The following is a 26139-nucleotide window of genomic DNA, read 5'->3' as shown; positions in this document are numbered from 1 at the left end:
CGCCGGACGTCCGCGGTGGTGCCGCGGATCAGCCGGCCGGCCTGCCGACTGGTGTGCCGGCCGGCTTGTCTGCTGGATTGTCGGCGGGGCGACCTACCCTTGGGTGGGTGTGCGGGGAGGTGGGGGTGGTCGCGCGCGAGGTGTCCGCCTGTGTGCTGTGGACGCCCAGGCCCCGTTCGCCCGCCGCCAGTTCCGGCCGCAGCACCAGCCTTTCGTCGTAGTCCCCGCCCCTTTCCGTCCGGTACGGCAGCGGGGCGGTCGTCCACAGCCCGTGCAGCCGCTCGCGCAGCGCCGCGGCGACCGGCGGGTAGTCCTCCCGCGCCAGGCGGTCCGCACCGTGGACGACGAACGGCGGCAGCGGTGCCATGCCCGTGTAGAAGAACGTGCCGTGGTGCAGCGGCCACAGCACCTCGTCGATGTGCCCGTGGATGCCCCGCGGGCCGAAGCTCGCCTCGCGGGCACCGACCGACGTGACCACCATCGCGCGCTTCCCGGCCAGGCCCCCGTCCCCGTACCGCCGGGTCCTGCCCGCCGCGTCCTTCACCTTGGACGCGAGCCCCTGCACGAGCACGCGGTCGAACCAGCCCTTGAGGATCGCCGGGGGCCCGAACCACCACAGCGGGAAGTGCACGATCAGCGCGTCCGCCCACGCCAGTTTCCCGTGCTCGGCCGCGATGTCGGGACGCACCGCCCCGGCCCGCCAGGCGTCCTCCTGGGCGTCGCCGACGAGGAAGCGCCCGGCGCCGGCGGCAGAGGCGGCGTAGTCGTCCGGGTCGAGTACGGCCTTGAAGCCCATGGCGTACAGATCGCTCTCCCGGACCTCGTGCCCCGCGGCGCGCAGCGCGCGGATGCCGTCGTCGCGGAGTGCGGCGTTGAGGGAGCGGTGTTCGGGGTGGGCGAAGAGCCAGAGAACGTTCATGCGTCGAGCCTCGTGCCGCGGAGGCCCGCGGGACGAGAGCCGTATCGCCATCCTTCGCAAGAATCGCGCCATGAGCCCGCGGGGGCCGTGCCTGTCGCGGCGGGAGAGGGTCGAGTGGCGGTGCGCCCGTGCAACCCCGAGCCCTGCACGGCGAACCGCCACCCGGCACCGGCGGATGGGGACTGACGCCGGATGCGCGACCCGCTTTCGCCAAGGGCGTCCCGACCGGCCGGCAGCCCTCGGCGTCCCCTCACAACGAATCGCTGCCCACAAGGTTGATCAGGCCCGTACGGATCGTCAACACCTGTTCCATACCGGAGGTGTCACGTGCTGTTCGTGCCGGCGCGTGCGTGTTCGTGTGCGCCCGCGAGGAGCGCGCCGTCCGCGCCGTCCGCGCGCTCCCCCCGCAGCGGAACGAGGGGGCAGGCGCGGTCGATCTCGCACCAGATGACCTTGCCGAATCCTTCCGCCTGCCAGCCCCAGCGGTCGGCGATGGCGTCGACCAGTTCCAGCCCGCGGCCGTGCGTCTCGTACTCCTGCGCGCGCCGCTGCCGCGGCGGGGCCGCACAGGTGTCGACGACCTCCACCCGGTACGGACCGCAGTCCGCGGTCGACGCCGGGAGGGCGAGGCGAAGCTCGGCCGGGCGGTCGGTGTGCACGACGGCGTTGGTGACCAGTTCCGAGACGAGCATCACCAGCGACTCGGCGTACGGCTCGTCGACCGCCACCCCGGTCCACGCCAGCCGCGCCCGCGTCCACCGCCTGGCCCGGCCGACCTCGACCGGGTCGGGCCACACCTTGAGCTGTACCTGCAGGGTCTGCACCGCTCACACCATCCTCGGGATCACGCTGCGTGATCTCTCTGCCGTCCAGGATGATTGACGTAGCGTCACGGCAACAAGCGCTTCGGGCATATCCCAGCGCGAAAGAGTACGCGTGCGGCATACTGTGCGACGCTCGCGCCCGACGGTCGAACGCCGGTCCGACGTCGACCCCTCGTGCTGCTGTGACCTTGTACGAGTCCGGCACGTCCACACCGCCGCGGCCACCCTTTCGCGGGCCGCGGGTCCGTGTCGCCGCATGACAACTCGCACCCGATGAAGGGTAGTGGAGTCGGGGCCGACTTCGTTGCGTAACGGAAGAGTTCCCCCATGCGTGTTGGGGCTCTCCCCAGTTTCAACACTCTCCGTAGTCAAAGAGCGATCCCCTCCCTCTTGCACGGACGGGGACAGATGTATAACTTCTTATACATGAGCGAGCGGGTCCACAACAGGCTGGCAGTGATCCGCGCGGAGCGGAGCGTGTCGCGGAAGCAGTTGGCCGAGGCCGTCGGCGCGCACTACCAGACGATCGGGCACATCGAGCGCGGGCAGTACAACCCGAGCCTCGACCTCGCCCTGCGCATAGCGGAGTACTTCGCACTGCCGGTGGAAGTGCTGTTCGCCCTCCGGCCGTTCCGCCCGCTCAGCGACGAGCTGTACGGGGCGGACAGAACGGACGGGAACGGCAACGGGAACGACGACGCGAAAGACAGCACAGGCAGGGGAGCACGATGACGCAGCCCACCACCGGTCCCTCCTCCGGCAGGGCGAAGCCGGCCACGAAGCACGACCGTGCGATGTTCCGCCTCATGAACGACCCCGCCGCGCGTACGGTGTTCGCCACCGCCGGGCGGCGCCGCGCCGTCGTCGGCGCGCATGTGGCGCTCACGGGCGCGACGCTGACGTGCACCGCCTTGCTGTATGCCGTCGACGGCGCCTGGCTCACCGCGCCGTTGGCCGTCCTGCTGATGCTGTGGGTGATCGCCACCGGCATCCTGAACGGCGGCACGCGCGGCCTGCTGGAGCTGCGTACGCGGATGCTGGACGAGCGGCAGCTCGCCGACCGCGACCGCGCGCGGGCCGTGGCGCACCGGGCGGCGACAGGGCTGCTGGCCGTGGCCGCGGGGGTGTTCGTGCTCGGTGAGACGGCGGGCGCGGGCGGGCTGCCGGGGGTGCCGGCGGCGTGGGTGCTGGTGTACGCGCTGGCGGCGGTGTGGCTGATGCCGCTGTGGGTGGCGGGGCTGCAGGCGCGCGACGAGCCCGCGGAGGAGGCCGAGTAGGGCCCAACTCACCCGGCGCCTACGCCGACAGCGGCTCCGCCGTGCCGCTCGTCGCGTCGTCCACGTCCGCGTAGACGGCGAACAGCCGCCGCACTCCCAGCGCCGCGAGCACCCGGTTCACGTGCGCCCCGCCGGAGACCGTGCTCCCCGAGACGCCTCCGGCCGCGCCCGCCGCGCCCACTCCGCCGTCGGCCGGCAGGATCAGGCGGAACTCGCCGCCGCAGGAGCTCAGGAGCCGGCGCGCGGCGATGAGCACGCCGACGCCGCTGGAGTCGCAGAAGCGAACCGCGGAGAGATCGAGGACGAGGCGGCGGCGGCCCTCGGCGACGGCGTCGTGCACGTGCTGCCGCACGCGCGGCGAGGTGACCAGGTCCAGCTCGCCGCAGACCCACAGGACGTACCAGTCGCCTCGGTTGTCGGTGGTCACCTGCAGCAAAGTCACCCGGTCGCTGTCCTTCCGTCGCCCGTCAGCCTGTCGCGCCCGCTCGCCCGTCCGTTTCTGCCATTCGCATCTGCCGTGTTTGCACGTGTCACCCCGTGTGCCCACGGCACACAAGATGAAACACCGACCCTATGCGCAATCGCCCCACACGTCCCCCGCATTCCGGTCAGCACTGGATAACCGTTGGCAATTCGTTGCCTTCCGCTGCACGTCATGCGGTGCGGATAACGCTCCGAGGGCGTACGCCCGTGCTCACCGGCGCTACATTCGTTGACACCGCTCACCACGGGACGGGCGACGGAGAGGGGGCGCATGGCGCACGGCACCGGACCGCACGGCACCGGCCAGGGCGCCGTCCCGCCCCGCTGGAACCGCAAGATGCAGCAGCGGATCGCGCGCGGCGAGGCCGCGGCGCTCAGCGAGCTGTACGACCGCTTCGCGCCCCTCGTCTACGGCCTCGCGCTGCGCGTGCTGGAGAACGAGGAGGAGGCGAACGGTGTGCTCGCCGAGGTGTTCTCGTACGTCTGGCAGCACCCGGACGCGTACGACCCCAAGCGCGGTCAACTGCGCTCCTTCCTGGCCGGCCTCGCGCACAAGCACGCCGTACGGCGGCTGCGCTGGGCCATGATCCAGGCGGGCGCGGCCGGCGAGATCGCGGACAGCGAGGAGCGCATCCGCGCCGTCTCCGCCGCCGCCCGCGCCGACTACATCGTCACCTCCATGCCGGAACCGCTGCGCGCCGCGCTGGAACTGGCGTACTTCCAGCGCCGCGACTACCGGCAGACCGCCGCCGAACTCGGCGTCTCCGCAGACGAGGCCCGCCGCCGGCTGCGCCTGGGACTGCAGATGCTCGCCACCGCGCATACCGAGGCCGGGCGATCCTCGTGATCACGGACCCCTACGACCACGGCCGGCTGACGTCCCTGCTCGGCGCGTGGGCGCTGGCGGCCTGCGCTCCCGAGGAGACCGCCGCCGTCGAAGCGCATCTGACCGACTGCGCGCCCTGCGCGGACGAAGCGCTCCGGCTGCGCGATGCCGTACGCCTCCTGCACCCGCACGACCATCTCGACATGGACCCGGCCCTGCGCAGCCGGGTGCTGGAGCTGTGCCTCACCCGGCGGATGCCGGGGATCCCGATGCCGGTCTGGTCCGCGCCGTACGACGCCGAAGCGGCCCGGCTCGACGCGCTGCTGGACGACATGGGCGAGGACGACTGGGGCGCTCCGGTGCAGCTCGCGTGGTACGACGACGACCGGCCGGCGGTGCGCGAGACGTCGGTGGCCGGCGTCATCGGCCACCTGCTGGCCGTCGACGGGCTACTGGCCCTCGCGCTCGGCCTCCCCGACCCGCTCGCCGCCGACGCGCGCCTCGGTGAGACCCACGCGCGCACGGTCGCCTCCCCCGCCGAGCGCACCGAGACGCTGTGGCGGGAGGCCGGATCCTCGCACGCCGAACAGCAGTCGCTCGCACAGAAGTTCCGGCGCAAACACGCGGGCACCATGCGCGGGGAGTGGCGGGACCAGACGTACGCGCTGATAAGGACCGCGGGGTTCGCCGGCGGCAGCGTCGCCGACGTGTGGGTGCCGTACGGCGGCGGGGCGAGGCTGCCGCTGCGCGACGCCTTCCTGGACCGGGCCTTCGAATGCTGGATACACGCCTGGGACATCGCGGAAGCCGTGGACTACCCGTACGTGCCGCCGACGCCCGAGCACATGCATCTCATGATCGATCTGGCGGCGCGGCTGCTGCCGCAGACGCTGGCCGACCGGCGCCGCTCGGGGCGCGCGGCGCCGCCGCGCACGCTGGTCGAGGCGGGTACGCCGGGGCGGACGCTGCATCTGGAGGTGGAGGGCAAGGGCGGCGGGAACTGGTATCTGCCGCTGGACTCGCCCGCGGCGGCCGCGGCCCCGGAGCGGACGGTGGCGCATGTGGCGCTGGAGGGCCTGGAGTTCTGCCGGCTGGCGGCGGGCCACGTGTCGCCGGAGGAGGCCGCGGCGGGGCGGGACGGCGAACGCGAGGCGGTGGACGAGTTCCTGTACGCGACGGTGTCGCTGTCGCGGTTGTAGAGGCGGCCCGCGCGGGGCCGGGCCCGGGCCCGCAGCGGCTGCCGCTACGCGAAGACCACCGTGCGCGAGCCGTTCAGCAGCACCCTGTGCTCGCTGTGCCACTTCACCGCCCGGGCCAGCGCCTGGCACTCCACATCCCGGCCGACCGCCACCAACTGCTCCGGCGTCACCTCGTGCCCGACCCGCTCGACCTCCTGCTCGATGATCGGGCCCTCGTCGAGATCCGCCGTCACGTAGTGCGCGGTGGCGCCGATCAGCTTGACCCCGCGCGCGTGCGCCTGGTGGTAGGGCTTGGCTCCCTTGAAGCTCGGCAGGAAGGAGTGGTGGATGTTGATGATCCGCCCCTCCAGTTGCTTGCACAGGTCGTCGGAGAGCACCTGCATGTAGCGCGCGAGGACCACCAGCTCGACGTCCTCGGCCCGGACCAGCTCCAGCAGCCGCTGCTCCGCGTCCGCCTTGGTGTCCCTGGTCACCGGCAGGTGGTGGAACGGGACGCCGTAGGAGCGGGCCAGTTCCCCGAAGTCGGTGTGGTTGGAGACCACGGCCGCGATCTCCACCGGCAGCGCACCGGTGCGGGCACGGAACAGCAGGTCGTTCAGGCAGTGCCCGAATTTGCTGACCATGAGCAGCACCCGCATCCGCCTGCCCTGCTCGTGGATCTGCCAGTCCATCCCCCAGGACTCCGCCACCGCCGCGAAGCTGGCCCTCAGCTTGTCGACGTTCGCCTGCGCCTCGGCGGAGAAGTGCACCCGCATGAAGAACAGGCCGGTGGTGGGGTCGCCGTACTGCTGGCTGTCCTCGATGTTGCAGTCCGTCATGAAGAGGTAACTGGAGACTGCGTGCACGATGCCCTTTTTGTCCGGACAGGACAGCGTCAGTACGTACTCGCTCATGGGGCTACGATCCCACACCCGTCAGGCGGCGCCCGTCATGATCGCCAGCACTTCGAGGGAGCGCGGCGGGGCGTCCGGGTCCTCGCCGTCGTTCTCCGCGAGCCGTACGTGCGCCTCACGCGCCGCACGCACGGCCTCGGGCCAGGCGTGGTTCTCCATGTACGCGGAGACCGGCGCGTCCGCGCCGACCTGGTGCATGATGCGCAGCACCCGCAGCACGGCCACGTCGACGAGCGCGGCCTCGCGGGAGTCGCGGAAGATCGTCCCGACGTACTTCTCCGCCGACCAGTTGTCCAGCCAGGTGTCCTCGACGAGGCGGTAGACGGCGTCGGTGACGTCCCCGTACCCCGCTGTCCCCGCCGCCCAGTACTCCCGCTGGAAGTCGGGGTCGGAGAGCATGTGCAGCGCGGAGCGCACATTGGCGCGCCAGCGCCACCACGGCATGTCGTTGATGGGCATGGGCACCATGGTGGAGGAACGGCGGGCGCGGCGGGAAGCCCTTTCACCGACGCGACCGCCCGCGTCCCCTCCGGCGCCGTCCGCGTGGCTCACAGTTCCGTCGCCTGGCGCTGTGTGAGGCCGTACTCCTCGGCGATCGGGTTCCAGAGTCCCGCGGCCTCCTCCTTGGCGGCGGTGGCGTCGCCGCTGGCACGGTTGCCCGCCGACATGTGGTTCCCGCCGCCGCCGCAGCCCTTGCCGCGCTTGGCAGCGTCGGCCCAGCGGGCGTAGTGGTCGTCGGCGGAGGCGCTGGCGTTCCAGGCATCGGTCAGCGAGCGGGTCAGGTCCTGGTGCGACGGGAGTTCGTCGACGCTCAGGTCCTCAAGCCGGGCGACGAGGTCGCGGCGCTGGCCCGCCGCGCCGCGCAGGTCCCTGGCGGCCTTGCCGAGCGCCTTGCACTGACGGATGTTCTCGACCGAGCGGATGACCGCGTCGCGGCTGTCGTTGCTCTCCGCGAGCAGCGCGTCCAGCTCCTTCGCCTGCTCTTCGGCGGGGTCGTCCTCGACCGGCTTGTCGCCGCCGCCCTTGTCGCCGTCCTCGCCGCCCGGGTCCTGGTCGGCGCTGGCGCTCGGGGTGGCGCCGCTGGCCGTGTCGCCGCCGCCGTCGCCGCTGCTGAGAAGCCAGCCGGCGGTGATGCCGACGGCGGCGCAGGCGGCGGTGCCGATGGCGATGGCGGCCCAGCGGGGGATGCCGCCGCGGCGGTCGTCGTCATCGTCGTAGTAGCCGCCGCCCGGCCCGCCGGGGCCGTTGCCGTACGGGCCCGGGGGCGGGCCGGCGGCGTGAGGGCTGTGGGCGGCGGGCTGCTGGGGGCCGCCGTAGGAGGGCGGCGGGCCGCCCGCGGGGGCGGCGGGGCGGACCGGGGGGAGCCGCTGCGTGGCGCCGGGGTCGCCCGCGGGGGCGTCGCCGGGGGCGCCGGGCCCGCCGGGGGTGTCGCGGAAGAGGCCCTCGAACTGTGTGTGCACCGGCGCCGCGTGCCGGGCCGGGCGCGGGGCCTCCTCGTCGAAGGGCGGCGGGGCGAACGGCGGCTGGGCCGGGGGCTGCGCGGGCGGTGCGCCGGGGTGCGGGCCGGCGAGCGGGGGGATGAGCTGGGTGGCGTCGGAGTCGTCCCCGGGTCTCTGCTGCGGTGCGGCGGCGACCGGGGGGATGAGCTGGGTCGCGGCCCCGTCGTCCGCCGCGCCCGGCGGCGGGCCGGCGGGCGGCTGCTGCGGGGGGCCGCCGTACGGCGGCCGGGCGGCGGCACCGGCGGCGGCCTCCGGACCGCCGAAGGCGCCGGGGGCTCCCGGCGCACCCGGTGTGGCCTGGAGCGGCCAGGGCTGCTGCGGATCGGCCGGCACCGCCCCCGGCGGCTGCGGGCGCTCCGGGCGGCGGCCGAGGTGACGTATCTGCTGCGTCGACTCGTCCTCGGTCTCCGCGGCTGCCGCGGCCGGGGACGGGTCCTGGGCCCACCACGGTTCGCCGCCCGGGGGCGGCCCGGCGCCGTCCGACGCGGGGGGCACCGCTCCCGCGCGCTCCTCGCGCCGGGGTTCGCTGCCGTGTCCGTTGTGGGTCAACGGGACTCCTCATGGGTACGGGCTCTGACCGTCCGGACACTACCTGCTCGGTGCCGGGGTGAGCCAAGAGCCCAGCCCATGGCACCGGGCGGCGAACTCCCGCACCGCCGGCTCCGTCTCGTACGGCTCCAGGCTCCGCACCAGCCGCGCGAGTTCGGCCGCCGCCCGGCCCGAGGCGAGCCCGTCGAGCAGCCGCAGCGCCCGCACCCCCGTACGGGACGCCTGCACCGGCTCGCGCCGGCCGCTCTGCGCCCGCCCCAGCGCCACGAGCGCCAGGCAGCGCAGCCGCGCCGACGACTCCGGCAGCCCGGCGAGCGCCTCCTCCGCGCGCCGCTGCGCGGCCTCGTAGCGGCCCAGTTCGAGCAGGGCGCAGGCCAGCTCGTAGGCGAGCGCGGGCCGGCCGAAGCGTGCCAGCCACGCGGGTTCGCGTCCGCGCGCCGGGTCGCGGCCGGAATCCCGTACACCGCCCGCGGGTCCCGGTGCCGCTACCGCCGCACCCGCCGCGCCCGCCGGGCTCCCGCCGCGCGTTCCGCCCGACTCCGCCTGCTCCAGGGCCGCCCGGGCCCGCCCCGCCGCCTCCCGGAACGCCGCCTCGTCGCCGAGCCCCGCCGCACCGCGTGCCTCCGCGGCGCTGAACAGCGCCTCGGCGCGCGGCGGCACCCGGTCGCGGGTGCCCTCCCGGGCGGTACGGGCCAGTTGGACGACCTCGCGGTGGTTGCCGAGCGCGGCGGCCAGCCGGCTCATGCCCGCGGCCAGGATGTAGCCGCCGAAGGCGCGGTCGCCGGCCGCGTCGGCGAGGCGCAGGGCCTGGACGTAATAGCGCTGGGCGACGCCCGGGAGACCGGTGTCGGCGGCCATGCCGCCGGCCAGCTCGGTCATCCGGGCGACGGCGGCGAGGAGTTCGCGGCCGACGCCGTCGTCGTACCGGCCGGCGAGCAGGCCGGAGACGACGGAGTTGAGGTAGTGCACGGTCACCGGCCGGTAGTGACCGCTGCCGTAGCGGCGGTCGAGGGCGGCGAGGGTGGCGGTGGTCTCCCGGACGGCGGTCACGTCGGTACGGGTGACGGGCCGCCCCGAGGTACGGGCGAGCGGCGGGCCCGGGGCACTGATCAGCCAGTCGCGGCTGGGCTCGACGAGCGCGGAGGCCACGGGGGTGGCGCGGGTCAGCACCTCGCGCCGGCCCACGTCCGCGCGCCACAGCTCGCAGACCTGCTCCACGGCGGCGGTGACGGTCGGCGCGTAGACGAGGCCCAGCGCGGTGCCGGAGTGCCGGGAGTCGGCCATGCCGACCTCGTCCAGGGTGACCGCGCGGCCCAGCTTGCGGCCCAGCGCCTCGGCGATCATCGCGGGCGCCTGGCCGCGGGGTCGCTGACCGCGCAGCCAGCGGGCCACGGAGGTCTTGTCGTAGCGCAGGTCGAGGCCGTGCTCGCGGCCGCACATGTTGACGCGGCGGGCCAGCCCCGCGTTGGAGCAGCCGGCCTCTTCGATCACCACCTGAAGTCGTACGTTCGGCGTGCGTGCCTCGATTGGCCTGGCGGCCATGGGTAGTCCTCCCTCAGGGGGCCGTGCTCGGCCGGTTCCTGACGGAACCGCCAGGACGATCATTTCCCGCGAAATAAGCGGAAAACGCCATGCTCCCCACCCGCGCATCCGTGCGCCCCGCTGCCGCAACGTTGCTGCGGCCGAACCCCCACCGGGCCCGTAACCCCTGCTCACGGCTGGAGTTGAGCCGTTCGTGAACGAGATCCCGGGAGCAGAGGCGAGCCACGTACCCCGACGGGAGAGCCCACGCGAGCAGAGCGGAGAACTGCTGTCCGCGGCGCTGCAGTACGCCGAGCTCCGGCACTGGGACGTCGTACCGGGCACATGGATGGAGACCGGCGACGAAGCCGGCGCACAACGGTGCTCCTGCGGCGATCCGGCGTGCCACGCGCCGGGCGCGCACCCCGCACGGCGCGACTGGAAGGCAGCCGCTACGGCCAGCGCCACCACTCTGCGCCGCATGTGGGCGGAGCATCCGCGGGCTGCCGTACTGCTGCCCACCGGGCGGACGTTCGACGTCGTGGACGTCACGGAGAACTCCGGGTGCCTGGCGCTGGCCCGGCTCGCCGGGGAGCGGACGGAACCCGGGCCGGTGGCGGCGGCGCCGGACCGGCGGATGTACTTCTTCGTGCGGCCGGGCGCCACGGCGAAGGTGATCGACGGCCTGCACGCGCTGGGCTACGCCTCGTCGGCGTCCCTGGACCTGGCGGTACGGGGCGAGGGCGACTGGGCGGCGGCACCGCCGACACGGTTCGGCACGGCCGGTCCGGTGCAGTGGGTGCGGCGGCCGTCGGCGCCGGACGCGTGGCTGCCGGATGTGGAGGACCTGATCGGCACGCTGGCGTACGCCTGCGGCAGGGAGCGGATCGGGGCGCGGCGGGGGTGACGCCGTGCGCTGACGGGCCCGCGGCCCCGGATCACCGGCCCGGCGGGCCGCGACCGGCGCGCGGCTGCGGGACGCCGCGGTCCTACCCCGCGGTCGCGGTGGGGGCGCGCTCGTCCACCCGCCCTTCCGTACGCAGGTCGGCCCACACCTGTGCCGGAATCCGCGCGCCGCACGCGGTGAGATTGTCGCGCACCTCGTCCGCGCTGCGCATGCCGTAGTGCGGCGAGCGGTCGAAGGAGCGGATGCCGCCGTCCCACGCCGCGTCGAGGGCCTGCGCCGCGGTGGCGTCGTCGAGCGGCGCGAACAGGCCGCCCAGCGGGCCGCCCCCGAAAGCGGGTGCGGTGACTTCGGCCCCGGTGCCGCCGAGTGTGCGGGTACGCATGCTTACTCCCCTCTCGTACGGGCCCCGGTCCCGCCCCGTTCGCCGGCGGGCAGGCAGGGGCTCGCGGCACACGCCGGCACCGTCGGTCCGGCCGCCGGGCGGGCCGGGCGGAGGCGCCCGCTCAGCTCGCCGCCCCGGCGGAGCCGGCCTGCGCCCGCCAGCCCGGGAGCAGTTCGTCCAGCAGCGCTTCCGTGCGCGGCGGCAGGCCGCGGGCGCCGTGGAGGGCCGCGGCGCGGTCGAGGAGGTCCGAGGCGGTGGCCTCCAGGCGGGCGGTCTCGCCGGTGGCGTGGACCGCGCGCAGCAGTTCGTTCCACAGCCGCTCGTCCGCCGGCGCGACGACCAGCGCCGCCTGCACCGCGAGGACCGCGCCGTCCGCCTGCCCCGACTCGCGGCGCAGCGCGGACAGCGCCAGGCCCGCGTCGGCGACGAGGAGCGGCAACTGGGCCTCGACGATCTCGTTGGAGAGCCAGCCGTACCGCCCCTGTGGCCGGTCCGCGAGCAGCGGGCCCGCGGCCAGCGCCAGCGCGTCGTTCAGCAGGCGCTCGCGCGTCTGCGGGCTCGACTGCCGGGTGGGGTCGGTCGCTTCGAGGTGCAGGGTGCGCAGCACGTCCCAGTCGGAGACGACCGACCTGGAGAGCGCCAGCCGCCCGTCCGCGTCCGGCGCGAGCCGCGCCGCTCCGGAGGGGTCCCGGCCCAGCCAGGTGACCAGCCGCTCGATGAAGGCGTCGCGCACGTCGTCCGTCACGCCGCGCGGCCACAGCGCCGCGGCGAGCACCTGCGGGTGCACGCCCTCGCGGTGGAACAGCAGCAGCGCCAGCGCTTCGCGCAGCAGCGGGCTGCGCTGGCCGTCCGGTTCGTCCAGGCCGGTGATCTCGTACGAGCCGAGCAGCCGCGCGTACACCGCGGGCCGCCCCTGCTCCGACAGGTCCACGGTGAAGCCGACGTCGCCCGCCTCGCGCCGGACGGAGATCCCGCGCCCGTCGGTGCCGCTGGTCGCCGCGCCCTCGACCTCCACCTGCGAGAACAGCTCCACGAGCGCCTCGTGCTGCTCCTGTGGCAGCCGCTGCGCGGCCAGCTCCAGGCCCAGCAGCGGGGCCCGCAGCCGGCCGTCGCGGGTGATCTCGAACTCCCAGGAGGCTCCGGACAGTTCCTCCTGGCCCGTGCCGACGAGGTAGCCGATGCCCAGCCGCGAGGAGCCGCCCGCCAGGTGCGCGAGCCGGTCGGCCTCGGCGGCGGTGGGCTCGGTGGCGACGATGACGAGGTGCGGCGCCCACTGCGTACGCCCCGCCTGCCCGGCGCGGCCGGTGAGCACGCTGTCGTGGCCCGCGTTGCCCAGCGCGTTGGCGCGCTGGGCGGACTCGGCCTCCATGACCTCGAGGAGCGCCGGTATGTCCTCCAGGTAGCGCACGCGCGTCGGGGCCAGGTCCGTCAGCCGCTCGCCGAAGCCGACGACGGTCACCGACATCCGGTCCGACCACCCGTTGGTGGCCAGCTCCGCGGCGATCGACGACAGCACCGCGAGCCGGTCCGCGGGGGCGCCCTTGACCGCGGCGATGCCGGGGACCGCCTCCAGGTTCAGCAGCAACCGGGCCTCCTCGCGGGTGCCGAGGCTGGCGAGACCGGGGTACGGGGCCGCGGCGTCGCCCGACTCGTCGGGCTGCGGGTAGCTTTCGATGTCGGCGCGGTCGATGCGCCAGAACGTCTGGTCCTGGCCGGTACGCCACGGGGCGGGCGGCTCGCCGGCCACACCGGCCAGTTGCAGGTACAGGTCGGCCTCGGTCAGCCAGGCGGCGTAGATCGTGGGCAGCGGGCGGGCGGCCTCGGTCAGCGAGGCGGACAGGCCGCGCAGGGCGCGGTCGAGGAAGCGCACGCCGCCGGGGTCGGCGCCCACGAGCAGCGCGTCACGGGCCAGCGCGGCGCGCCCGGTGGGCTCCGCGCCCGTACGGCCCGCGCCGCCGGTCTGGAACGCCGCCTGCCACAGCGCCTGCCGGCGCCGCCGGCTCAGCGCGCCGAGCACGCCGGCGGCGAGCAGCGGCGCGGCGATGAGCACCTCCGGCAGGCCGATGCCGCCGCCGTCGCTCTGCACCTCGGGGACGGCCTGGTCGCCGCCGTCGCCGCCGGCGTCGCCACCGTCGCTCTCGCGGGTCGGGATCTGCTGGACCGACTGCTCGCCGCCGCGGTCGCCGGAGTCGTGGTCGACGGCGGGGGTGTCGGGCACGAGGCGCTCACCGCGGCCGGAGGTGGCCTGCCGGTCCTCCCCGCCGCCCGTGCCGCGCTCGTCGAGGGTGGGACTGGACTTGTCGTACTCGTTGATCTGCTCGGCCTCGGACTTGGACACCTCGTTGCGCTCGTCGGGCATCTCGACCAGGTCGCCGCCGTGCGCGTCCGCGGGCATCTCCATGATCCAGCCGGGGCGGATGAGGCTGGCCTGGCTGAGCTTGGAGCCGTCGGGCTGGATGCGGTCCTTGTTGAGCTGGTAGATCTCGCCGTAGCGGCGGCCGTCTCCCAGATGCCGTTCCGCGATCTCCCACAGCGAGTCGTGGTGGCGGCCCTCGGGCGGCTGGATGCGGTAGAACTTCGTGTCCCGCTCGGCCTGTTCACGGGTGTCCTTGTGGACCTCGCCGCCGGCGCCCTGGCCCCGGGGGGCCTCGACGTCCACGGCGGGCCTGGCGGTGTCGACCTGCTGGCCCGGGGTCTGCTGGGCGGCGGCGACCGGCGGCGGCTTGTGCTGGTCGAGCTGCTGGCCGAGGTCGGACAGGCCCGGCGCGAAGCTGGCGGCGCTGGCGGTGAGCAGGAGAACGGCGGCGACGAGCTGGCGGGCGAGCGCCTGGCTGGCGCCGGAGCCCGGCACCCGTCCCGGCATGCCCATCCCGGAGACGGCGGCCTTGGCCTCGACGAGCACGCAGGCGGCGAACTGCGCCCAGGCCAGCCAGACGACGACCGCGAAGACCTTGACGAAGACGTCCGCGGTCACGTCCTCGTTGAGCATGCTGAGCGAGGGCGTGGAGCTGGGCAGCGGCCAGCCGATGAAGTAGGCGAGCGCGCCCGGCACGCCGACGACGAGCACCACGAGTGCGAGGAAGGCGAAGAACGCCTTGATGACGTCGCCGAAGGTCCGGCGCGGGATGCGTACCGGTACCGGAGTCCTGTTCGCACTGCTGCGTGCCATCGCTGGTCCTCAGCCCTCCCGGTCGGCGCGGCGCGGACCGCGACCCCCTGATGCGCGCGCGTCGCGCGCAGGCCGCTGGGCGGCGTCCCCGTACTTGCCCACATGACGTTACCGAAGGCCGTTTTGAGGGTCGAGCCCGGACAGGTGACTGCCTCGTCACGACCTCGTCACCGCTGCCGTGCAGCGTACGGGGCGGGAGGCCGCCGGGCACGCGCGGCGGAGCCGCCGGAGCCGCCCCGCGCTCAACGGGGCGGCTCCGGCGGCCTGCACGGTGCGGGCGGGTCCGCGCGCTCAGCAGAACGGGATGTGGTCCACGTTCTTCACCCACCGCGCGGCGACGAAGCCGTTGTGCGACTTGAGCCTGTACCAGAGGGAGTTGCCGAACACGTTCTGGCCCTTGACCTTGCAGTCGATCCAGACGATCTCGCCACGCGGGATGAAGCCCTTCTCGCGGGAGGCGGTGGTGGGCTGCGAGCGGATCAGGACGCCGGGCTTGGCGATCACCACGCCGCGCTGCGAGTGGCGCCAGTCGTCCCAGGTCTTCATCGAGGGTGCGTGGCCGGTCGTTCCGGTGGCCGCCACGGGAGCCGCACCCAGCACTCCCAGCGCCATGGCTCCCGCGGTGAGCGCGACGGCAGTCTTCGTTCTCTTCAGCACAGATGCCCCTTGACAGTCGATCGGAGTGAGGCGGTCGCCTCATCCGGTTTGTACGACTATCTGACCGATGGTCGGGGTGGAGCTCGCCGAAGAGAAGCTAATTCCCCCGATCGGCAGGACCGCCTCCCGCGTACGGCCCACACCCCCGGCTACGCGGGGCCGTGCGCGGACTCCACCAGACGCAGCAGCAGTGCGGCGGCGTCCTTGACGTCGCCGGTCGTGCCGGGAAGGACCAGGGAGCCGACGTGGTTGCCCCAGCCGGGCGAAGCGGTGTACTTGGTGCCGTTCAGCGTCAGCGCCACGGTCTTGCCGCGCGTGAGGCGGACCGGTGCGGCCTGGATGGCCGCCAGCGGGCCGCTGGCGATGACCTGCCCGTTCGAGTCGAGGAGGCTCAGCGTGCCGCGGTCCACGATGATCGTGCCGTGCTGGGCCAGGGGCCGCAGGCCCTTGCCGATCTGCACCTGGTCGAAGACGTACTCGGGCTCACTCACGTGCTCTGCCTCTCGGGTTGCGCGAAACTTCGGAGGTGCACCGTTACGGCTCGCCGACCTCCGTGCGGGGCTCGGCACGGGCCGTGCCGGTGGCCTCCAGGGGCCCGTTGAGGGCCAGACCCGTCAGCAGCGGGCGGTAACTGAGGACGATCTCGACCTCGACGTGGTCGGCCGCCGCGCTCGTACACGTCGCGGACTCGACCTCGCCGTTGTGGACCGTCACGTGCGACATGAACTCCTGCACCCGGCTGTCGCAGTTCTCGAACCGGATGGGCGCCTCCAGCTCGGTCTGGCCCTCGTACAGCGCGTCCCTGTCGGTGTCCTGCGCGGCGTACCTGGCCGCCTGCTCGGCGATGTCCGCGGCACGCTCGCGCTGCGAGATCGCCAGCCCGCCGTCGACCACGAACGCCGCCAGCGCCATGAACAGGAACGCGAAGATGATGACCGCGCCCGCGCCCGAGCCCCGGTCGTCGAGCCGGTCCGCCCGCCCCGCCAGGCCCTCGCGCAGCCGCGCGGCCAGGGCACGTATGCGCGTCATCCCGCCCTCCGGTACGGGTCGAGCGGCGCGGACGACGAGCCCGTCATCCGCGGGTCGATGTCCAGGCCCAGCATCGCCAGGCCCTTCACCTCGCAGCTCACCTCCACGGTGATGATGTTGCTGGCGGCGCCCGGCTCCGGCGGCGAGAAGTCCCCCGACAGGTCCACGTCCACCGGGCCCTTGCACACGTCGCCCTCCAACTGCGACTCCGCCGCCCGCTCCGCGGCCGTCTGCGCTCGGCCGGCGTCGCGCTGCAGCGACGCGGCCCGTACCGCGTCGCGCGCCGCGCCGTCGATCCCGCCGCGGCCGTCGACCAACTGGCCGAAGGCGACGAGGACGAGGATGAACAGGAACATCACCGGGGCGAGGATCACCACCTCGATGGTCGTCACCCCCCGGTCGGACCGGACGTCCCGGCGCTCCCCCGGCTCCCCGGCCCCGTTCTCCCCCAGGTCGCCGCGCGCCCCGCTCACCGCGCTCACAGCCATGCGTCCCCGTCCCCCGTCACCTGTCATCCCAGATCCGGTACGAACCGCTCGATCGGCCCCTCCGACTCCGCCCGCGCCCGGAGGTCGATGAACGGGAAAACGTTGACCACGCCCCCCTCCACCTCCACCCCGACCCGGTCGTCCGCGGCCTCGTACACCCGGATGTCCGGGCTGGTGAGCAGCTTCGGGCCGACCGTGTTCAGCCGCTCGCGCGCCGCCTGCTGGGCCAGGCCCTGCCAGCCGCCCGGGTTCGACTCGGCGGTCCTGCGCGCCTCGCGTGCCCCGTGCTGGGCGGTGGCCTGCGCGACGTGATCGGCGAAGAAGTACAGCCCGAACTGCACGGTGGCGAAGATCATGAAGTACAGCACCGGCGTGAGCAGCACGAACTCGATCGCGGACATGCCGCGGTCGCCTCCGCCCACACCGTGCCGTCCGCTGCCCGGCCCCGTGTCACCGCCGCCGCCGTCACCGCGGCAGGCGTCCAGCCTGCGCCGCAGCCACGCCGGCGGCTGCGGCCGTGCCGTTGTCCCCATGATCGTCAGCTCACCCCGTCAGCCGCCGGCTCAGCAGCCGTCGGCGCCGGCGTTGCTGATGCAGTCCTTGACGTCGTTCGCGCCGTCCGACAGCGCCTGGTTGATGATGACCGCGACCGCGCTGACGATCGCCACCACGATGGCGGAGATGATCACCCATTCCACGGCGGAGGCGCCGCGGTCCAGTTCGCCCGAGCGGGCGCGCTCCACGCGACCGCGCAGGAAGGTGACCAGGAAGTCGATGGCCGGATGTCCGGTGCTGGTGAAGCGGTTCTTCATGACGTCGTTACGTCCTCTCTGCGTAGTGGGGGGGATGACTCAGACCTGCAACACGCGGATCGCCGCGGGATAGACCAGGAAGACCAGGAACCCGGCGCACAGCAGTAGTTGTGCGACGAGCATGGACTGCGATTTCTCGCCTGCCGCCCCCTCGATTTCGGCAAGCTCGCGATGTCTCATGGTCTCCGCCCTGGACGCCAGCGACTCGCGCACCTTTGCGCCGTCGTCGGAGACCAGCGCCAGCGACGCCGACAGGTCCTTCAGCTCTTCGATCCCCAGCTCGTCGCCGAGATTGCCGAGCGCCTGCCACTGGCTGGTGCCGGTGATGCGGGCGTCGGCGAGTGCGTTGCGCACCCTGCGCAGGGCCCAGCCGTCACTGATGTCGGCCGCGGCCATCAGGGCCTCGGGCAGGCCGCGCCCGCCCGCCAGGTTCATCGCCACCAGGTCCAGGTACGCGCCCACCACGCGGCGCAGGTCCTTGCGCTTGTCGGCGGCGTCCCTGCGCACCTCCAGGTCGGGCAGGAGGAAGAAGAGCAGGGCGGCGACCAGCGCGAGCCAGACCGGGATGACCGGATTGAGGCCGAAGCCCGCCACCGATATCAGCGCGTACACGCCGGGGCCGAAGACCAGCCCCACCGCGGACAGCAGCACCTTCGTGGCAAGGAAGCTCTCCCAGGAGCGGTCAAGCACCGCCAGGTCGGAGCGGAGCGAACGCTGCTCCCAGCCCTGCCGCAGATAGAACTCCGCGGCCCGCTCCCCGACCTGCGCGCGCAGCCCCCCGAAGCGCCCCTCCTCCTGCTGCGGCGAGGACGTCGTCGTCCGGCCGGAGCCGCGGGCGCGCAGCGCGTCGACCCGGGCGACCGTCGCGACGGCGCCGCGGCGGCCGGGTGCGATGGCCCGTACGAGCAGATAGATGCCCAGGCCCATCACCGCACCGATGACGACGGAGTACGTCAGCGTGTCCGCACCCTGGAAGTTCATCAGGAGACCTCCTCACGCGGCCGGACGAAGGCGACCTGCTGCGGCTGCTGCTTCGCGCCGGCCAGGAAGCGCTCCGGCGTCTCGATCGTCGACAGCTTGCGCAGCCACCAGAAGCCGGCCGCGAACAGCCCGCAGACGCAGGCCAGGACCGCCTGGCCGACCGGCGAGCCGTACGGCTCGACGAAGCCGCGGTTGAAGACCGACAGGCCGAGCACGAACGCCACCGAGACGCTGACGACGATCTGGACGCTGCGCCGCGTCGAGGCGCGCTGCGCCATCACGCGCTGGCGCATGTCCACTTCCTCGCGCGCCGACTTCGCCAGCGCGCCCAGCACCTCGCGCAGGCCGGGGCCGCGCAGCCGGGCGTTGAGGATCAGCGCCGCGATGATCAGGTCGGCGGAGGCGTCGTCGAGGTCGTCGGCGAGGTGCTGGAGGGCGTCCGGCAGGGGCGTACGGGAGCGCAGCCGGTCGACCATCGCGTCCAGGTGCGGGCGCAGCGCGGGCGCCGCGGCGCGGGCCGAGGCCGGAATGGCCTGCTCCAGGCCGACCGCGCCGGCGATCGTGTCACGCAGCGACTCCGTCCACTGGGCCAGCGCCTCGACCCGCTTCATCGCCATCCGCTCGGCCGCCGCGCCGCCGAAGAGCTTGTCCCAGAAGGCCACCAGCACGCCGGTGGCCAGGCCGGCGACCGGCCAGCGGGTCAGCAGCAGCACCAGCAGCCCGGCCACCGCCGCGAGCGTCGCCCGCTGGCTGGCGAACCGCACCAGCTCCGCGGCCCGTTCGCCCTGCTGCTCCTTCTCGTGCTCCGGCTTCGCCGGCAGCCCGCGGATCGCGACGATGAGCAGCGCGATACCGCCGCCGATCACCGCGCCGGCGAGCAGCCCGTAGCCCATCGTGGCGGAGAAGACCGAGCCGTTCATGAGCCGCTACCTCCATTCCCCGCTGGGCTGGTAACCGAACGGAATCAGCTCGTCGATGCAGTGGATCGGGGCGTGCGGGTGGAGCAGGCCGTCCGGGCCCTCCCTGAAGACCTCGGACGACATCACGCGGCCGTCCACGCCGTTGACCTCGCGCACCGAGGTGACCATGCGCTGGAGGCCGCCGCCCTGGTGGTAGAGATTGCGACGCTCGATGAAGACGACGAAGTCGATGGCGCCGGCGACCAGCATCTGGCTGGCCTCCACCGGCAGCCGCTCGCTGGCCTGGAGGGCGTACGTCGAGATGCGGTTGAACACCTCGGAGGAGCTGTTGGCGTGGATCGTGGACAGCGAGCCGTCGTTGCCCTGCGACATCGCGTTGAGCATGGTGACGATCTCGTCGCCGAGCACCTCGCCGACGATGACGCGGGACGGGTTCATACGCAGAGACCTGCGCACCAGCTCGGCCATCGTGATGGCGCCGTGGCCCTCGGAGTTGGGCAGCCGCTCCTCGAACGCGACCACGTTGGGGTGGAGTTCGGGGAACTGGTCCAGGCCCAGCTCCAGGGCGCGCTCCACCGTGATCAGCCGCTCGGGGGCGGGGATCTCGTTGGCCAGTGCGCGCAGCAGCGTCGTCTTCCCGGCGTTGGTGGCGCCGGCGATCATGATGTTCTTACGGGCCCGGACCGCGCAGGTCAGGAAGGAGCCCAGCTCCGGGGTGATCGTCGCGTTGCCGACCAGGTCGGGCAGGAACACCTTGCCGAGGCGGGCGCGGCGGATGGACAGCGCCGGGCGGCGGGTGACGTCCATGACCGCCGAGAGCCGGGAGCCGTCGGGCAGGCGCAGGTCGAGCTGCGGGTTGGCGGAGTCGAAGGGCCGGGAGGACAGGCCGGAGTAGGCGCCGAGTATCTGGATCAGCTCGACGAGTTCCTCGTCGCTCTCGGCGACCGGATCGACCTTGGCCTCGCGGCCGTCGGCGTAGCCGACGAAGACCTGGTCGAAGCCGTTGATGTCGATGTTCTCGACCTCGGGGTCGTCCAGCAGCGGCTGCAGCCGGCCGACGCCGAAGAGGGCGGCGTGCACGGCCGCGGCGTACGCCTCCTCGGTCTCGGCGTCCAGCGGCGTGCGGCCGTAGTTGATCTCGGCGCGGGCGTAGTCCTCCAGGATCTGCGCGATGACGGCGCGGGCGAAGTGCCGCTCGTCCTCGGCGGACATGGGGGTGACGCCGGCGAGCTGGTCCTCGTGGCGCTGGCGCGCGATGCGGTCGCCGGCTTCCTGGCGGAAGCGTTTGACGAGGCCGTGGTCTACTGCGGGTCCGCTGCTCATCGGGCGGCTCCATGGCGGGGGCCGGGGCCCTGGGCGGGGCCGGGCCCGGGGTCGGCGCCGGGGGCGCCGTAGGCGGGGTGGCCGGGGGCGGCGGGCTGACCCGGCCGGCCCGGGGCCGGCGGCTGCTGGCCGTGCGGCTGCCCGGTCGGCTGGCCCGGCTGCTGCGGTACGGCGCCCGCCCCCTGGCCGGCGCCGCCGTACGGTGCCTGCGGCGCCCCGCCGCCGTACGGCGCCTGCGGTGCGCCGGCGGACGCCGGCTGGGCCAGCAGCGAGCTGCCGAAGTTCTGGTGCAGGTCGCTGGCGACCTTGCGGATGGACCGTACGAGCATCGACTTCTCCGCGCGCCCGCGCCGCCGCCCCGCCAACTGCTCGGCGCCCGCGGCGTCGTCCGCGACGACTCCGAGCACGCGGGCGCCCGACTGCGACGCCGTGAGCATGTCGTTGACCTGCCCGGCGACCTTCGCGGCGCCGGACGGCTCGGTGACCAGCAGCACGCCGATCAGCGGCGTGCCCAGCGCCGCGGCGCCGCGCTGGGTGCCGTGCAACCGCGCGGACAGCGACGACGCCCGGTCCCGTACCCGCGCGATCTGCTCCGGCAGCGCGCGGGCCACCAGCAGCACGAGCGCGGCGTGCGAGAACAGCTCGACGGTGCCCGAGTCGAGGCCGACCCGGCCGCAGTCGGCGATCACGTCGGCGCCGCCGTGCGGCGACTCGGCGAGCGCGGCGAACGCCCGGCCCAGCGTGGGCCAGAGCCGGGTGAGCCCCGCGGACTGGTCGGAGTTGCCGAGGCCGATGATGACGTCGAGCCCGCCCGACATCGGCTGCGCGTGGTCCCACAGTTGCTCCGCGGCGATCCCGCGGCGGGCCGTGGCGGCCAGCGACAGCATGCCGGTGTTCGGGTCGAGTGAGCCCCCGTTCTGCCCGACCGAGCGGTAGACGAGGTCGCCGCCCGCCGGGTCCGCCTCGGCGAGCAGCGCACGCCGGGGCCAGACGGCGGCCAGCGCGACGGCGGTCGTCGTCACACCGGGCGCGCCCTTGTCGGCCGCGACTGCGATCAGCGCCATGGTGAGTTCCCTCGCTCCCGTGAAGACCCGTTACGACGTCAGCTACCGCTGGATACGAGAGTCAGGCCGACTTCCTTCTCGGACGCCGCCGCCACGAGAGGGCCCGCCTGTGTCTTGTCGACGAGGATATTGACGGTGACGGTTCCACTGGTCACCGTGCCCTCGTCGCCGCGGCTGATGCTCTGTACCTTCACGCCCTCCGCGAGCACCTCGCCGGGCCCGACGGCACCGGTCGAGCCGGTGCTGCCGTCGTCGCTGCCGGAGGTGCTCGGGCTGTCGCCGACGAAGTAGGCGTCGACGCGGGCGCCGTCGACCAGACCGCCGGGCATCTGGCCGGACTCCATGGTCACGCCGACCACGGTCTGGCCCTCTTCCAGGCCCTTGCCCTCCTGGATCATCTCGCTGACCAGGACGCTGCCGGGGACGAGGTCGGTGGTGGCGTAGAACTTGTCGAGCTCGCCGCGCAGGTCCCAGCGGATGTAGGGGATGTCGCTGTCCTCCGGCATCATCACCTGCTCGATGTCGTCCTCGGAGATGCCCTCGCCCGCGGGGACGCGGTCGGAGATCTGCACGGCGGCCACCTGGTTGCCGGCGCGCAGCACGAGCACGGCCGTGCCCAGCGCGCCCGCGAGGATGAGCAGCACGGCCAGCGCCGCCAGCGCAGGTTTGCGTTCGCGAGGAGCAAACGGCAGTCTGTCGCCGGACTGCGGAACAGGGGCGGCCGACCTGCCGCCCGCGGCTGCCGTGCGTTCCCTGGTCTTCACGGAATCACCCCGTAACTCGCCGTTTCCTGGCCGAAATTCCCCTACCTGATCGGCCGAGAACGCCGCAACAGGTTGTCAAGCCATCGAACCGTAGCAGTAGCCTAAACCCCCCTCAACCCGCGTCAGGCAACGAGAGCGTCACAGCCCATCGACAGTTCCGACAGCTGAGACGACGACCTTGCCGGAAAGACAAATGGCCAGCGTACGAGGGGGTGTGGGACCCGCTCGGGAGGGCGTACGGGGCCACGCGCACGCCGGAGCCGACGGCGCCGGAGGCGTTGACGGTGTGCTCTGTGACAGACCCGCGAACCGGGTATTGGCGAATCCGGATATGTGCAGTCGCCAACTCGTCAATGGGAGGGGAATTCCCTGGGCGTCGGGGCGCGATGAGGGATGCCGGTGGCCGTCGCCACGATCCGGCGGGAAAGGAGATACGGATGAGACGGCCGGTGCGGGCGGGGATGTGCCGCGGGCCCGGGGGATCCGGGAGAGGGTGAAGTCCGGCCCTTTACCCGCCACGGACACCCCGTACGGCGCGGGGTGTCAGCCGGCCGCGTTCCCCGGCGGCCACTCGATGCCCGCCTGCTCCAGCATGGCGCGGTACCTGCGCAGCCCCCGCTGCATGATCGCCGAGGTCAGCCACAGGTACAGCCACCACGCCACCGAGATCCCGCCCGCCACCGCCAGCGGCCCCGGGTCCAGCGAGTCGTTGACCGCGAGAGCGATCAGGACGCCCAGCGGCACCGCCACCGCGAGCATCCGCAGCCTGCCGCGGCGCGACGTGCCGTAGAGGTCCACCGCGATCCGGGCGTGCAGCAGTTCCACCTCCTGCCGCGCCTCCGGCAGCGGCTCGGGCCTGCGGCCCGCCGTCAGACCCGGCAGGGAGCCGCCCAGCGGGCCGTCCGGGTGGCCGGCGCGCGTACGGGCCGCGCGTTCCGCCGCGTCCGGGAGGCGGCGGAAGGCGAAGACGGGGTGGCTGCGGCTCGTGCCGTGGTGCGCGGAGAGGCCCGCATAGCGGTATCCGTACTGCTCGGCGAGGTAGGCGAAGGCCGCGAACGTCTTCCGGGAGTTCCAGGGGTTGATCGTCGTATACGTCTCGGCGCCCTGCTCTCCCGCCTTCAGCAACGCCCCGAGCTGGGTCCGGAGTTGCGGCCGTGGTGACATCGCCGTCCTTCGTGTGGAACCGTGCACGCCGTATGCGGCTTCCTATCATGGTGCGACAGGCGCATGCGGTTGGGTAACAGTTCCGACCTTCCGGGGGATTTCGTGTCATTTTTGAGGTTCTTGCACGACGACGTCATGGCGATGGCCAGGACCCTCGAATCCAGCGGGGACCGGATGAAGGAGTCCTCGAAGAAGATCGCCGGCACCGACGCGAGCCTCGTCGGCCACGACGAGCTGCGCTCCGCGTGCGACGACTTCGCCGACTCGTGGGACTACGGCTTCGGTCAGCTCTCCAAGCTCACCAAGGGCGTCTCGAAGTTCGTCGTCACGGCCGCCGACGAGCTGGAGAAGCTGGACGGCAAGCTCCACGACGAGCTGCAGAAGGCGGGCAAGAAGTGACGCGCCCGGAGGACTTCACGCACCTGGGCTTCGACCCGGCGCCCGGCGACCTCGACACGGTACAGCGCCTCGTCACCGCGATCGGGGCGGTCACCGGCCAGAGCGGGACCGCGCAGTCCCAGCTCAAGCGGATCGGGGAGACGGACGGCATCTGGGTCGGCAAGGCGGCCGACGCCTTCAGCGACTCCGTGTCCGAGATCCCCCCGTATCTGGAGCGGGCCCTCACCTCCCTCAACGCCGCCCACCGGGCGCTGTCGTCGTGGGAGACCAGCCTGAGCGGCTACCAGACCCGCGCCCGCAAGCTGGAGCGGGAGGCCGAGGACGCCGCCGCCCGCGTCGGCTCGGCGCAGCGGGCCGTCGACGGGCTGCCGGGCGACACCGAGGGGATGACGGACAAGGAGAAGGAAGAACACAAGAACGACAAGAAGGGCAAGGCCGATGCCCTCGACACCGCCACTGCCGAGCTGGAAGCGATCCGGGCCCGGGCGCGGACGCTGAACGCGGAGTTCAACGGCGACGCCGAGACCGCCGCGCGGCAGATCAAGAACGCGGCGGACGACGCACCGCCGGAGCCCAACTGGTTCGAGCGCCGGCTCGACGATCTGGGGAACCTCCTCGAAGCCGCGTGGGACACGATCACCGACCCGAACTTCTGGAAGCTGATCGGCGACATCCTGGCCGACGTCGCCATGGTCATCGGCATCATCTGCCTGTTCGCCATGCCGTTCGGCGGCATCGCCGGCCTGGCCCTGATAGGCCTGTACGTCGGCGCGGGTGCGTTCGCGGCGCACGCCATCGCGCTGGCGGGCGGCGCGGAGGGCATGACGTGGGAGACCCTGGCCTGGGACGCGGCCGGCGTACTCGCCGGCGGCCTCAGCGTCGCCGGGGCGCGGCTCGCGCAGTCCGGCCGCGGGCTCGTGCAGGCCGGGCGCAACCTGCGCGCCACCGAAGGACTCGCCGCCACCCTCGGCCGGATCGGCCCCGGCAACTGGGGCAACCTCGCCCGGCTGCCCAGCGGCGTGGCCAACTCCCTGCGCGGCTTCGCCATGTCGGGCCAGGGATGGGCGCACGTGGCCGCGGGCAACCTCGTCGACTGGTCGGCCACCATCGCCGGCGCGGGCTTCGCCCTCGGCTCCAACATCAACCCCGGCCGGTGGAACGACGGCAACTGGAACATCGCCGACATCCCCGTCGTCGGGCCGATCACGGCGCTGGCCCAGTACCGGCCGCCGGAGCCGGACGTCCTCGCGCCCGGTCCGCTGCCGCCGCAGGTCGACCCGCCGGCCATGCTGGCGTCGGCGGGCGACAGCTTCACCCGCGGGCTGAGCCCCTCGCAGATGGGGACGGCCGCATGACGACGGCGACGGGCGGGCGCAAGGTCCCGTACGCCTTCAGCTACCGGGTGCCGGACGAGTTCGTCCGGCTGCCCGAGGCCGACACCCTGGCGGGCTGGGACGAGGCGCTGGGCCGGCTGATGCCCGAGGCGAACGAGGAGGAACTGGCGGCCGCCGGGCTGCAGATGCGCAGGTTCCTGCCCATGCTGGCCGAGGGCGGCGAGACGACCGTCCTGACCGCCATGTGCGCCGGCACCGAGGACGTGGCGGGCGAGGAGCGGCTGTCCATGGGGCTGCTCGCGGTGTCCGCCCGGCCCAGCGACCACGACGACCAGCTCATGGCGGCCGAGGGGATCTTCCGCGCCAAGGAGCAGAAGTTCTTCGCCGGGCAGAAGGAACCGGTGGAGCTGGACTACGCGTTGGGCAAGGGACTCCAGGGCGAGCAGGACATGCTGCTGGCGGTGAAGCTTCCCGGCGGCCCCGGGGTGATGTCGGCCTCGCTGCGCTCGCTCACCCTGCCGACCGGCGAGGCGGGGGCCGCGGGGCCGGTGATCCCTTTCGCGTCGCTGCAGCTCGTCGTGCCGGCGCCGTACGGCTATTGCGCGTACGTCACGATCGCCACGCCGTCGGTCTTCCTGCTGGACTCCTACTGCATGCGGCTCGCGCACATCGGACGCACCTTCGGCTTCGACGTGCCCACGGGCGGCGGCCCGGCGGAGAGCGGGGCGTAGAGGGCGGCGGGGGACGGGAGGAAGG

General features: G+C 73.5%; 29 protein-coding genes. 8 read left to right on the top strand and 21 right to left on the bottom strand.

Annotated features, from left to right (window positions below; genetic code table 11):
- Positions 1-28 precede the first annotated feature (28 nt).
- Both I003_RS31520 and I003_RS0105580 read right to left on the bottom strand, forming a co-directional pair.
- Complete coding sequence (locus tag I003_RS31520; RefSeq protein ID WP_078563765.1) at positions 29-919, bottom strand: NAD(P)H-dependent oxidoreductase; 891 nt, start codon at positions 917-919, stop codon at positions 29-31.
- Between the two features lie 323 nt (positions 920-1242).
- Positions 1243-1743, bottom strand: coding sequence for an ATP-binding protein (locus tag I003_RS0105580; RefSeq protein ID WP_027770611.1), 501 nt, complete (start codon positions 1741-1743; stop codon positions 1243-1245).
- Between the two features lie 426 nt (positions 1744-2169).
- Here I003_RS0105580 and I003_RS0105575 point away from each other — a divergent pair, with 426 nt between their 5' ends.
- Complete coding sequence (locus I003_RS0105575; protein ID WP_037720183.1) at positions 2170-2475, top strand: helix-turn-helix transcriptional regulator; 306 nt, start codon at positions 2170-2172, stop codon at positions 2473-2475.
- Positions 2472-3020: a hypothetical protein gene (locus I003_RS0105570; protein WP_027770609.1), complete on the top strand. Its 549-nt coding sequence runs from the start codon at positions 2472-2474 to the stop codon at positions 3018-3020. Before I003_RS0105575 ends, I003_RS0105570 begins: the two co-directional genes overlap by 4 nt.
- A 19-nt stretch (positions 3021-3039) precedes the next feature.
- On the opposite strand, the gene I003_RS0105565 is transcribed toward I003_RS0105570, so the two are convergent.
- Positions 3040-3456, bottom strand: a complete 417-nt coding sequence (locus I003_RS0105565; protein WP_037720152.1) for an STAS domain-containing protein — start codon at positions 3454-3456, stop codon at positions 3040-3042.
- A gap of 318 nt (positions 3457-3774) precedes the next feature.
- Between I003_RS0105565 and I003_RS0105560 the strand changes: the two genes are divergently transcribed.
- The gene (locus I003_RS0105560; RefSeq protein ID WP_027770607.1) at positions 3775-4350 is read left to right on the top strand and encodes a sigma-70 family RNA polymerase sigma factor; all 576 of its coding nucleotides are present in this window, start codon (positions 3775-3777) and stop codon (positions 4348-4350) included.
- A complete protein-coding gene (locus I003_RS0105555) occupies positions 4347-5528 on the top strand; it encodes a zf-HC2 domain-containing protein (RefSeq protein ID WP_027770606.1) in 1182 nt (393 codons plus the stop codon). Before I003_RS0105560 ends, I003_RS0105555 begins: the two co-directional genes overlap by 4 nt.
- 44 nt (positions 5529-5572) lie before the next feature.
- Here the strand turns inward: I003_RS0105555 and purU are convergent, their stop codons facing one another.
- From purU to I003_RS0105535, 4 genes are all read right to left on the bottom strand, one after another.
- Entirely contained in the window at positions 5573-6421 is an 849-nt protein-coding gene (gene purU, locus I003_RS0105550; protein WP_037720149.1) for a formyltetrahydrofolate deformylase, read from the bottom strand.
- 21 nt (positions 6422-6442) lie between these two features.
- Complete coding sequence (locus I003_RS0105545) at positions 6443-6880, bottom strand: SCO4402 family protein (RefSeq protein WP_486584098.1); 438 nt, start codon at positions 6878-6880, stop codon at positions 6443-6445.
- Between the two features lie 89 nt (positions 6881-6969).
- Positions 6970-8469, bottom strand: coding sequence for a hypothetical protein (locus I003_RS0105540; RefSeq protein ID WP_027770603.1), 1500 nt, complete (start codon positions 8467-8469; stop codon positions 6970-6972).
- Positions 8470-8508: 39 nt separating this feature from the next.
- The gene (locus tag I003_RS0105535) at positions 8509-10011 is read right to left on the bottom strand and encodes an NsdA family TPR-like regulatory protein (protein ID WP_051368103.1); all 1503 of its coding nucleotides are present in this window, start codon (positions 10009-10011) and stop codon (positions 8509-8511) included.
- Between the two features lie 193 nt (positions 10012-10204).
- On the opposite strand from I003_RS0105535, the gene I003_RS0105530 reads away from it, so the two are divergent.
- Positions 10205-10897: a bifunctional DNA primase/polymerase gene (locus I003_RS0105530; protein ID WP_027770601.1), complete on the top strand. Its 693-nt coding sequence runs from the start codon at positions 10205-10207 to the stop codon at positions 10895-10897.
- A gap of 82 nt (positions 10898-10979) precedes the next feature.
- On the opposite strand, the gene I003_RS0105525 is transcribed toward I003_RS0105530, so the two are convergent.
- From I003_RS0105525 to I003_RS0105460, 14 genes are all read right to left on the bottom strand, one after another.
- The gene (locus I003_RS0105525; RefSeq protein ID WP_027770600.1) at positions 10980-11279 is read right to left on the bottom strand and encodes a hypothetical protein; all 300 of its coding nucleotides are present in this window, start codon (positions 11277-11279) and stop codon (positions 10980-10982) included.
- A gap of 121 nt (positions 11280-11400) precedes the next feature.
- Positions 11401-14448, bottom strand: a complete 3048-nt coding sequence (locus I003_RS0105520; RefSeq protein ID WP_027770599.1) for a BTAD domain-containing putative transcriptional regulator — start codon at positions 14446-14448, stop codon at positions 11401-11403.
- A 291-nt stretch (positions 14449-14739) separates the two neighbouring features.
- A complete protein-coding gene (locus I003_RS0105515; RefSeq protein WP_027770598.1) occupies positions 14740-15105 on the bottom strand; it encodes an SH3 domain-containing protein in 366 nt (121 codons plus the stop codon).
- A 149-nt stretch (positions 15106-15254) separates the two neighbouring features.
- The gene (locus I003_RS0105510) at positions 15255-15596 is read right to left on the bottom strand and encodes a hypothetical protein (protein ID WP_027770597.1); all 342 of its coding nucleotides are present in this window, start codon (positions 15594-15596) and stop codon (positions 15255-15257) included.
- Positions 15597-15639: 43 nt separating this feature from the next.
- On the bottom strand, positions 15640-16134 hold the full coding sequence (locus I003_RS0105505) for a Tad domain-containing protein (protein ID WP_027770596.1): 495 nt from the start codon (positions 16132-16134) through the stop codon (positions 15640-15642).
- Positions 16131-16526, bottom strand: coding sequence for a TadE family protein (locus I003_RS0105500; RefSeq protein ID WP_027770595.1), 396 nt, complete (start codon positions 16524-16526; stop codon positions 16131-16133). Before I003_RS0105500 ends, I003_RS0105505 begins: the two co-directional genes overlap by 4 nt.
- 119 nt (positions 16527-16645) lie before the next feature.
- Entirely contained in the window at positions 16646-17155 is a 510-nt protein-coding gene (locus tag I003_RS0105495) for a TadE family protein (RefSeq protein ID WP_078563763.1), read from the bottom strand.
- A gap of 30 nt (positions 17156-17185) precedes the next feature.
- Complete coding sequence (locus I003_RS0105490; protein ID WP_027770593.1) at positions 17186-17434, bottom strand: hypothetical protein; 249 nt, start codon at positions 17432-17434, stop codon at positions 17186-17188.
- Positions 17435-17473: 39 nt separating this feature from the next.
- The gene (locus I003_RS0105485; RefSeq protein ID WP_027770592.1) at positions 17474-18415 is read right to left on the bottom strand and encodes a type II secretion system F family protein; all 942 of its coding nucleotides are present in this window, start codon (positions 18413-18415) and stop codon (positions 17474-17476) included.
- Complete coding sequence (locus I003_RS0105480) at positions 18415-19335, bottom strand: type II secretion system F family protein (protein WP_027770591.1); 921 nt, start codon at positions 19333-19335, stop codon at positions 18415-18417. The genes I003_RS0105485 and I003_RS0105480 overlap by 1 nt, the downstream gene beginning before the upstream one ends.
- A gap of 6 nt (positions 19336-19341) precedes the next feature.
- Positions 19342-20658, bottom strand: coding sequence for an ATPase, T2SS/T4P/T4SS family (locus tag I003_RS0105475; RefSeq protein WP_027770590.1), 1317 nt, complete (start codon positions 20656-20658; stop codon positions 19342-19344).
- Positions 20655-21722, bottom strand: coding sequence for a hypothetical protein (locus I003_RS0105470; RefSeq protein ID WP_027770589.1), 1068 nt, complete (start codon positions 21720-21722; stop codon positions 20655-20657). Before I003_RS0105470 ends, I003_RS0105475 begins: the two co-directional genes overlap by 4 nt.
- Before the next feature lie 38 nt (positions 21723-21760).
- The gene (locus I003_RS0105465; protein ID WP_027770588.1) at positions 21761-22486 is read right to left on the bottom strand and encodes a hypothetical protein; all 726 of its coding nucleotides are present in this window, start codon (positions 22484-22486) and stop codon (positions 21761-21763) included.
- Between the two features lie 543 nt (positions 22487-23029).
- Positions 23030-23650, bottom strand: coding sequence for a hypothetical protein (locus I003_RS0105460; RefSeq protein ID WP_027770587.1), 621 nt, complete (start codon positions 23648-23650; stop codon positions 23030-23032).
- Positions 23651-23752: 102 nt separating this feature from the next.
- On the opposite strand from I003_RS0105460, the gene I003_RS0105455 reads away from it, so the two are divergent.
- The 3 genes from I003_RS0105455 to I003_RS0105445 are packed head-to-tail and all read left to right on the top strand — an operon-like array spanning position 23753 to position 26114.
- Positions 23753-24049 (top strand): hypothetical protein, encoded by a 297-nt coding sequence (locus I003_RS0105455; RefSeq protein WP_027770586.1) that lies wholly within the window; start codon positions 23753-23755, stop codon positions 24047-24049.
- Positions 24046-25404 carry a putative T7SS-secreted protein gene (locus I003_RS0105450; RefSeq protein WP_027770585.1) on the top strand — a complete coding sequence of 453 codons (1359 nt, stop codon included), beginning with the start codon at positions 24046-24048 and terminating at the stop codon, positions 25402-25404. Before I003_RS0105455 ends, I003_RS0105450 begins: the two co-directional genes overlap by 4 nt.
- Positions 25401-26114 carry a hypothetical protein gene (locus I003_RS0105445; protein WP_027770584.1) on the top strand — a complete coding sequence of 238 codons (714 nt, stop codon included), beginning with the start codon at positions 25401-25403 and terminating at the stop codon, positions 26112-26114. Before I003_RS0105450 ends, I003_RS0105445 begins: the two co-directional genes overlap by 4 nt.
- Positions 26115-26139 lie beyond the last annotated feature (25 nt).

The organism is Streptomyces sp. CNQ329 (assembly GCF_000482585.1).
This window is presented reverse-complemented; position numbering and strand designations above follow the sequence as displayed.